The 5,015-nt window shown below is 73.7% G+C and carries 7 protein-coding genes; 4 read left to right on the top strand and 3 right to left on the bottom strand.

Annotated elements, in window-relative coordinates; all coding sequences use genetic code 11:
* The 4 genes from alr to ACYVE9_RS15405 form a co-directional block, all read left to right on the top strand.
* Positions 1-721 (top strand): alanine racemase (gene alr, locus ACYVE9_RS15420; protein ID WP_461028419.1); only part of this gene is annotated, 721 nt, incomplete at its 5' end.
* Positions 722-745: 24 nt separating this feature from the next.
* Positions 746-1,900: an alpha/beta fold hydrolase gene (locus tag ACYVE9_RS15415; protein WP_461028418.1), complete on the top strand. Its 1,155-nt coding sequence runs from the start codon at positions 746-748 to the stop codon at positions 1,898-1,900.
* Positions 1,901-2,022: 122 nt separating this feature from the next.
* Positions 2,023-2,523, top strand: a complete 501-nt coding sequence (tsaE, locus tag ACYVE9_RS15410; RefSeq protein ID WP_461028417.1) for a tRNA (adenosine(37)-N6)-threonylcarbamoyltransferase complex ATPase subunit type 1 TsaE — start codon at positions 2,023-2,025, stop codon at positions 2,521-2,523.
* 186 nt (positions 2,524-2,709) lie between these two features.
* Positions 2,710-2,928 carry a hypothetical protein gene (locus ACYVE9_RS15405; RefSeq protein ID WP_461028416.1) on the top strand — a complete coding sequence of 73 codons (219 nt, stop codon included), beginning with the start codon at positions 2,710-2,712 and terminating at the stop codon, positions 2,926-2,928.
* Positions 2,929-3,012: 84 nt separating this feature from the next.
* On the opposite strand, the gene ACYVE9_RS15400 is transcribed toward ACYVE9_RS15405, so the two are convergent.
* Genes ACYVE9_RS15400 through ACYVE9_RS15390 form a run of 3 tightly spaced genes read right to left on the bottom strand, consistent with a single transcriptional unit; the run spans position 3,013 to position 4,825 of the window.
* The gene (locus tag ACYVE9_RS15400) at positions 3,013-3,828 is read right to left on the bottom strand and encodes a formate/nitrite transporter family protein (RefSeq protein ID WP_461028415.1); all 816 of its coding nucleotides are present in this window, start codon (positions 3,826-3,828) and stop codon (positions 3,013-3,015) included.
* Positions 3,825-4,262: an SPW repeat domain-containing protein gene (locus ACYVE9_RS15395; protein ID WP_461028414.1), complete on the bottom strand. Its 438-nt coding sequence runs from the start codon at positions 4,260-4,262 to the stop codon at positions 3,825-3,827. Before ACYVE9_RS15395 ends, ACYVE9_RS15400 begins: the two co-directional genes overlap by 4 nt.
* Positions 4,263-4,303: 41 nt before the next feature.
* Entirely contained in the window at positions 4,304-4,825 is a 522-nt protein-coding gene (locus tag ACYVE9_RS15390) for a copper chaperone PCu(A)C (RefSeq protein ID WP_461028413.1), read from the bottom strand.
* Positions 4,826-5,015: the final 190 nt, after the last annotated feature.

Below are 5,015 nucleotides of genomic sequence, written 5' to 3'. Positions count from 1 at the left end.
CCAGCCCGCCGACTGGCCCGAGCTGGTCGCGGCGGCCCGCGCGGCAGAAGCCGAGGGCACGCTGAAGGTCGCCGGCATCTGGTCGCACTTCGCGTGCGCCGACGAGCCGGGCCACCCCTCGATCGCCGCGCAGCTCACCGCCTTCCACGACGCCCTCGCCACCGCCGAGCGGGCCGGCCTGACGCCGGAGGTGCGGCACCTGGCCAACTCGCCCGCCACCCTCACCCTGCCCGCCTCGCACTTCGACCTGGTCCGGCCCGGTGTGTCGGTGTACGGGCTGTCGCCGTCCCCGGAGGTGGGGGTGCCCGCCGACTTCGGACTGCGGCCGGCGATGACGCTCACGGCCGGTCTGGCCCACGTCAAGGACGTGCCGGGTGGCCACGGCGTGTCCTACGGCCACTCCTACACCACACCGGGCCCGACCACGCTGGCCCTGGTGCCGGCCGGGTACGCGGACGGCATTCCCCGGCACGCCTCGAACGCCGGACCGGTCCTCGTCGCGGGCAAGCTGCGCACGGTCGCCGGCCGGATCGCCATGGACCAGTTCGTCGTCGACCTCGGTGGGGACCGGGCCGAGGCGGGCGACGAGGCGGTGCTGTTCGGCCCCGGCGACCGGGGTGAACCCACCGCGGAGGACTGGGCGCGTGCGGCGGGCACCATCGGATACGAGATCATCACTCGGGTCGGTCCCCGGGTACCGCGGCTGTATGCGGGGGAGTAAGCGGCAGAAGCGGAGAACGGACGCGTGACGGGAGACGGCTGGGCACGCCGGGCGGGTGTCGCCGGTGCGGCGCTGGGTGTGGTGGCGGCCGGGGTCGCCGTCGAGCGGCTGACCGTGCAGCGGTCGGTGCGCCGCAAGGCCAAACTGGCGCTGGACGCCACCGGCCCGTACGGCACGCTGCGCGGCACCGAGGGCGTCGCGATCGCCGACGACGGCACCGAACTGCACTACGAGGTCGACGAACCCACCGCGCAGCCGGAGCGCAAGCGCCGCTTCCGCCGCGCCGGGCCGCCCCCCACGGTGGTGTTCAGCCACGGCTACTGCCTCACCCAGGACTCCTGGCACTTCCAGCGGGAGGCCCTGCGTGAGCTGGGCACGGTCCGAGCCGTCTACTGGGACCAGCGCAGCCACGGCCGGTCCGAGCGCGGACGGGCCCAGTCGGACGGCGCGCGCGGCGCGGTGCCCGTGAGCATCGAACGGCTCGGCTGCGACCTCAAGGCGGTGCTCGACGCGGCGGCGCCCGAGGGCCCGGTCCTGCTGGTCGGCCACTCCATGGGCGGCATGACGATGATGGCGCTCGCCGCGCAGTTCCCCGACTGGGTCGCCGAACGGGCGGCCGGTGCCGCTTTCGTCGCCACCTCGGCGGGCGGCCTGGGCGAGGTGACGTACGGCCTTCCGGCGTCCGGCATGCGGGCCCTGCGCCGATTCGTGCCGGGCGTGCTCCAGACGCTCGCGGCACACTCCGCGCTCGTCGAGCGCGGCCGTGCCGCCACCGCCGACCTGCTGGCCGGCCTGGTCAAGCACTACTCCTTCGGAAGCCCGCGCACGGTGGACCCGGCCGTCGCCCGGTTCGCCGAGCGTCTGATCGAGGCCACCCCGATCGACGTGGTCGCCGAGTTCTACCCCGCGTTCCACGGCCACGAGAAGACCGAGGCGCTGCCCGCCTTCAGCGACTGCGCCTCGCTCGTCATCGCGGGCGACAAGGACCAGCTCACCCCGCACGCGCACAGCGAGGGCATCGCGTCCCTGCTGCCGGACGCCACGCTGGAGATCGTGCCCGACACCGGCCACCTGCTGATGCTGGAGCGCCCCGAGCTGCTCAACGACCGTCTGCGCGGCCTGATGGAACGTGCCTTCGCACCGCCGAACCGCCGCCAGGCCCGCCCGACACCGCGCTGACGGCACGGGCGGCCGGTCGGAGCCCGGTCGGTTCCGGTGGCGTCCGTGCGGGCCCACACCGGGCCGGGGCGCCGGGCCGGGGCGTCCGCGCGGCCCGTGCCGCAGCCCTTAGCATCAACACCATGCACACCCGGATCACCGTCGCGACACCAGAACAGATGCAGGAACTGGGTCGGCAGCTGGCCGCCGAACTGCGCCCCGGGGACCTCGTCCTGCTCAGCGGGGAGCTGGGAGCCGGCAAGACGACACTGGCGCGCGGCCTCGGGGAGGGCCTGGGCGTGCGCGGCGCGGTCACCTCGCCGACCTTCGTCATCGCCCGGGTGCACCCCTCGCTGAGCGGCGGCCCGGCCCTCGTCCACGTGGACGCCTACCGGCTGAGCGGGGGGCTGGACGAGATGGAGGACCTCGACCTGGACGTGTCCCTGCCGGAGTCGGTGGTGGTCGTCGAGTGGGGCGAGGGCAAGGTCGAGGAGCTGTCCGACGACCGGCTGCACGTCGTGATCGAGCGGGCCATGGGCGCCGACGCCGAACACGCCGAGGCCGGGGGCGCGGACGAGCGCACGGTGACGCTGAGCGGCGTCGGCAGCCGCTGGGACGCGGCGGACCTCACCGCCCTCGTGTGAGGCGTCACCCGCGTGAGGCGTCGCCCGGGCGCGGTGCGGCCCGGGTGCGGCGTCCCCCGTGCGGGTGGCTGCCACCAAGTGTCCCGACATGCTGTCGGCAAAATCTTGCGTGCGTGGTGCACCCCGTGTTCCCATGGGAGCCGGGGTCGGTTAGGTACGCCTAACCCAGAGGTGTGAGGAGGGACCATGCCGCAGCAGACACACACGTCGCCGCCCGCATGCCCGCCGTTCGCCCAGCTGCTCGCGTCCTGCGCGGCGGCCGAAGCGGTGTCCACCCCGCCGGAGACGGCCGACGCGCTGCCGGGACGATCCGTCCGCCGGCCGTCACCCCTCCCGGCCGAGGGCACGCCGCGCAGCGAGCACGTTCCGGGCCGGACGGACACGGCCACCCCGGACGCCGCCTGAGGCACCGGGCCAGGGCCCGACAAGCCCGACCCCCGGAGCCGAGCCGCTCCCGGGCGGGGCCGTCCCTCGTCCTTCGGGGGCCTATCAGCCGTCGTCCTTGTCCGAGGTGCGCGCCTCTCCCGGGTGCACGGCCTTCGCCTGCACGGCGTGCGTCAACGTCATCAGCAGCAGGCCGCCCGCCAGGTTGCCGGCACCCGCCAGCGCGATGTTCGCGCCCACGTCGCCGTAGCCGACCGCGTCACCGAGCCACACGCCGAAGAGCAGGTGCAGCGCGGACACCACCACGTGGTCGAACGGTCCGAGCGCGAGAAAGAAGCCGGCCACGTACGCCAGGACGATGCGGCTGCCGGTCGAGTCGACGGCGTGGAGCAGGTAGGAGAGCAGCGTCAGCAGCGTGCCCGCGGCGACGCCCCTGGTGAAGGTCGCCAGGCTGCTCTTGCCGGAGATCTCCTCGGCCACTTCCACCAGGCTCTGGTGGGCGCCGGCCGGGAGCGTGCCCTCCACTGTGAAGATCGCCGCCATGATCGCCCCGCCCACGAGGTTGAGCAGCAGCACCACGATCCACAACCTGCCGAGCGCGCTCCACGCCGAGCCGTGGCGGCGGTCGAGCGCCGCGGCGACCGGATCGAAGAAGTTCTCGGTGAACAGCTCCGAGCGTCCGATCACCACGAAGACCAGCCCGATGCCGAAGGCGAGCGCGCCGGCCAGCTTTCCCACGCCGGTGCCCAGGTCCGGGGCGACCAGTTCCGTCGCCATTCCCAACGCCACGATGCCGAACACGATCGTGACACCGGCGATGAACCCGGTCGACGCCTTCTCCAGCAGCGGCATGGAGAGCCGGCGCTCGCCCTCGCCCTTGGCCCGCTCGTAGATGTCGCGGGGATCCGGAGCGCTCGTCACGCAGTACCGCCTCGTGAGCCGGAACGGGCCCGCTTGAGGAAGACGAGGGAGACGGCGGCGAGCAGCACCAGGACGACGCCCGTCACCACGTCGTTGACGCGCGCCGCGTCGGCCCGGTAGGTGTCGCCGTAACCGAACACGAACGGAGCGGCGGCGAGCGCCACCCCGGCCACCAGCACCAGCACGTCGGACAGCGGCCCGCGTGGACGCACGAGGCGCGCGACGGCCACCAGGAACACGACGATTCCGATGATCATCTCCATCAGGTGCGCGTCGACGGCCGGAGCGGTGAACGGATAGCCGATGATCCATGCTCCGACGAACAGCCAGACCCCCACGAGCAGCAGGAGCAGGCTGACGACGGTGTTCCTCAGCCCGCCGAGCAGTTCACGCTGCTCGGGGCCGGCGGTGGCGGGCGGCCGGTTGTGGGTCATTCTTGCCTCCTGGATACTCGCGGCGGATCACCGCCGGCGGTTCAGCGGCTGGGGCTCGGGCCCTCGGCGGGGATGCGGGCCGGGATGTTGAACGTCACCGGCCCCGCGTCCTCGAAGCGCACCGTGAACTCGACGAAGTCGCCGCCCCGCACGGTCCTGCGCAGGTCCCGCAGGACCAGGTGGGTGTCGCCCCGTTCGAGCTGGCGGAGCCGGTCGGGCGGGAGCGGCACGCCGTCCGTGAGCCGCTCGCCGTCGCCGTCCACGATCTCCACGGAAGCGGCAGCCGGGGTGGTCGCGCTCACCAGCCGGTCCGGCTCCGATCCCTCGTTGTACAGCCACATGTGGGCCGGTACGTCGTCGCCCTTCCGCCACGGTTTCTCGGGGGTGTCCGCGAGGTGGGCGCCGCGGATCAGCACCTCCCCGACGCGGGTGTTCTGGTAGGGGGACTCGAACTCCCGGGGGTCGAAGTCGTCCTCGGAACCGCAGCCGCTCGCCAGTACGACGGCGCACACTGCCGCGGCGACGGCCGAGCGCCTCACATGGGCCAGACGTCCAGGTGCCACGTTCTTCCCCTCACATGCTCCGGAGCGCGGAAGCGACCGTTCCCGCGTGCAGGCCGGGTTGCCCCCGACACGTGAGGCAAACAGCCGCCACCGCCGCCCACCCGGCCGGCCACCCGGACGGCGGCGGGGACGCAGGGCGTGGCGGACGACGGGCGGCGGGGAAGCAGGGCGTGGCGCCGTGGGCGCCGGG

This window comes from Streptomyces sparsus, from assembly GCF_054776295.1.
The sequence above is the reverse complement of the archived record's forward strand: the minus strand, read 5'-3'. Positions and strand labels throughout refer to the sequence as shown.

What these genes read in the sequence shown, in the direction of transcription:
- tsaE (WP_461028417.1), top strand. Translation starts at nt 2,023, where the DNA reads ATGCACACCCGGATCACCGTCGCGACACCAGAACAGATGCAGGAACTG.
- ACYVE9_RS15405 (WP_461028416.1), top strand. Translation starts at nt 2,710, where the DNA reads ATGCCGCAGCAGACACACACGTCGCCGCCCGCATGCCCGCCGTTCGCC.
- ACYVE9_RS15395 (WP_461028414.1), bottom strand. Translation starts at nt 4,262, where the DNA reads ATGACCCACAACCGGCCGCCCGCCACCGCCGGCCCCGAGCAGCGTGAA.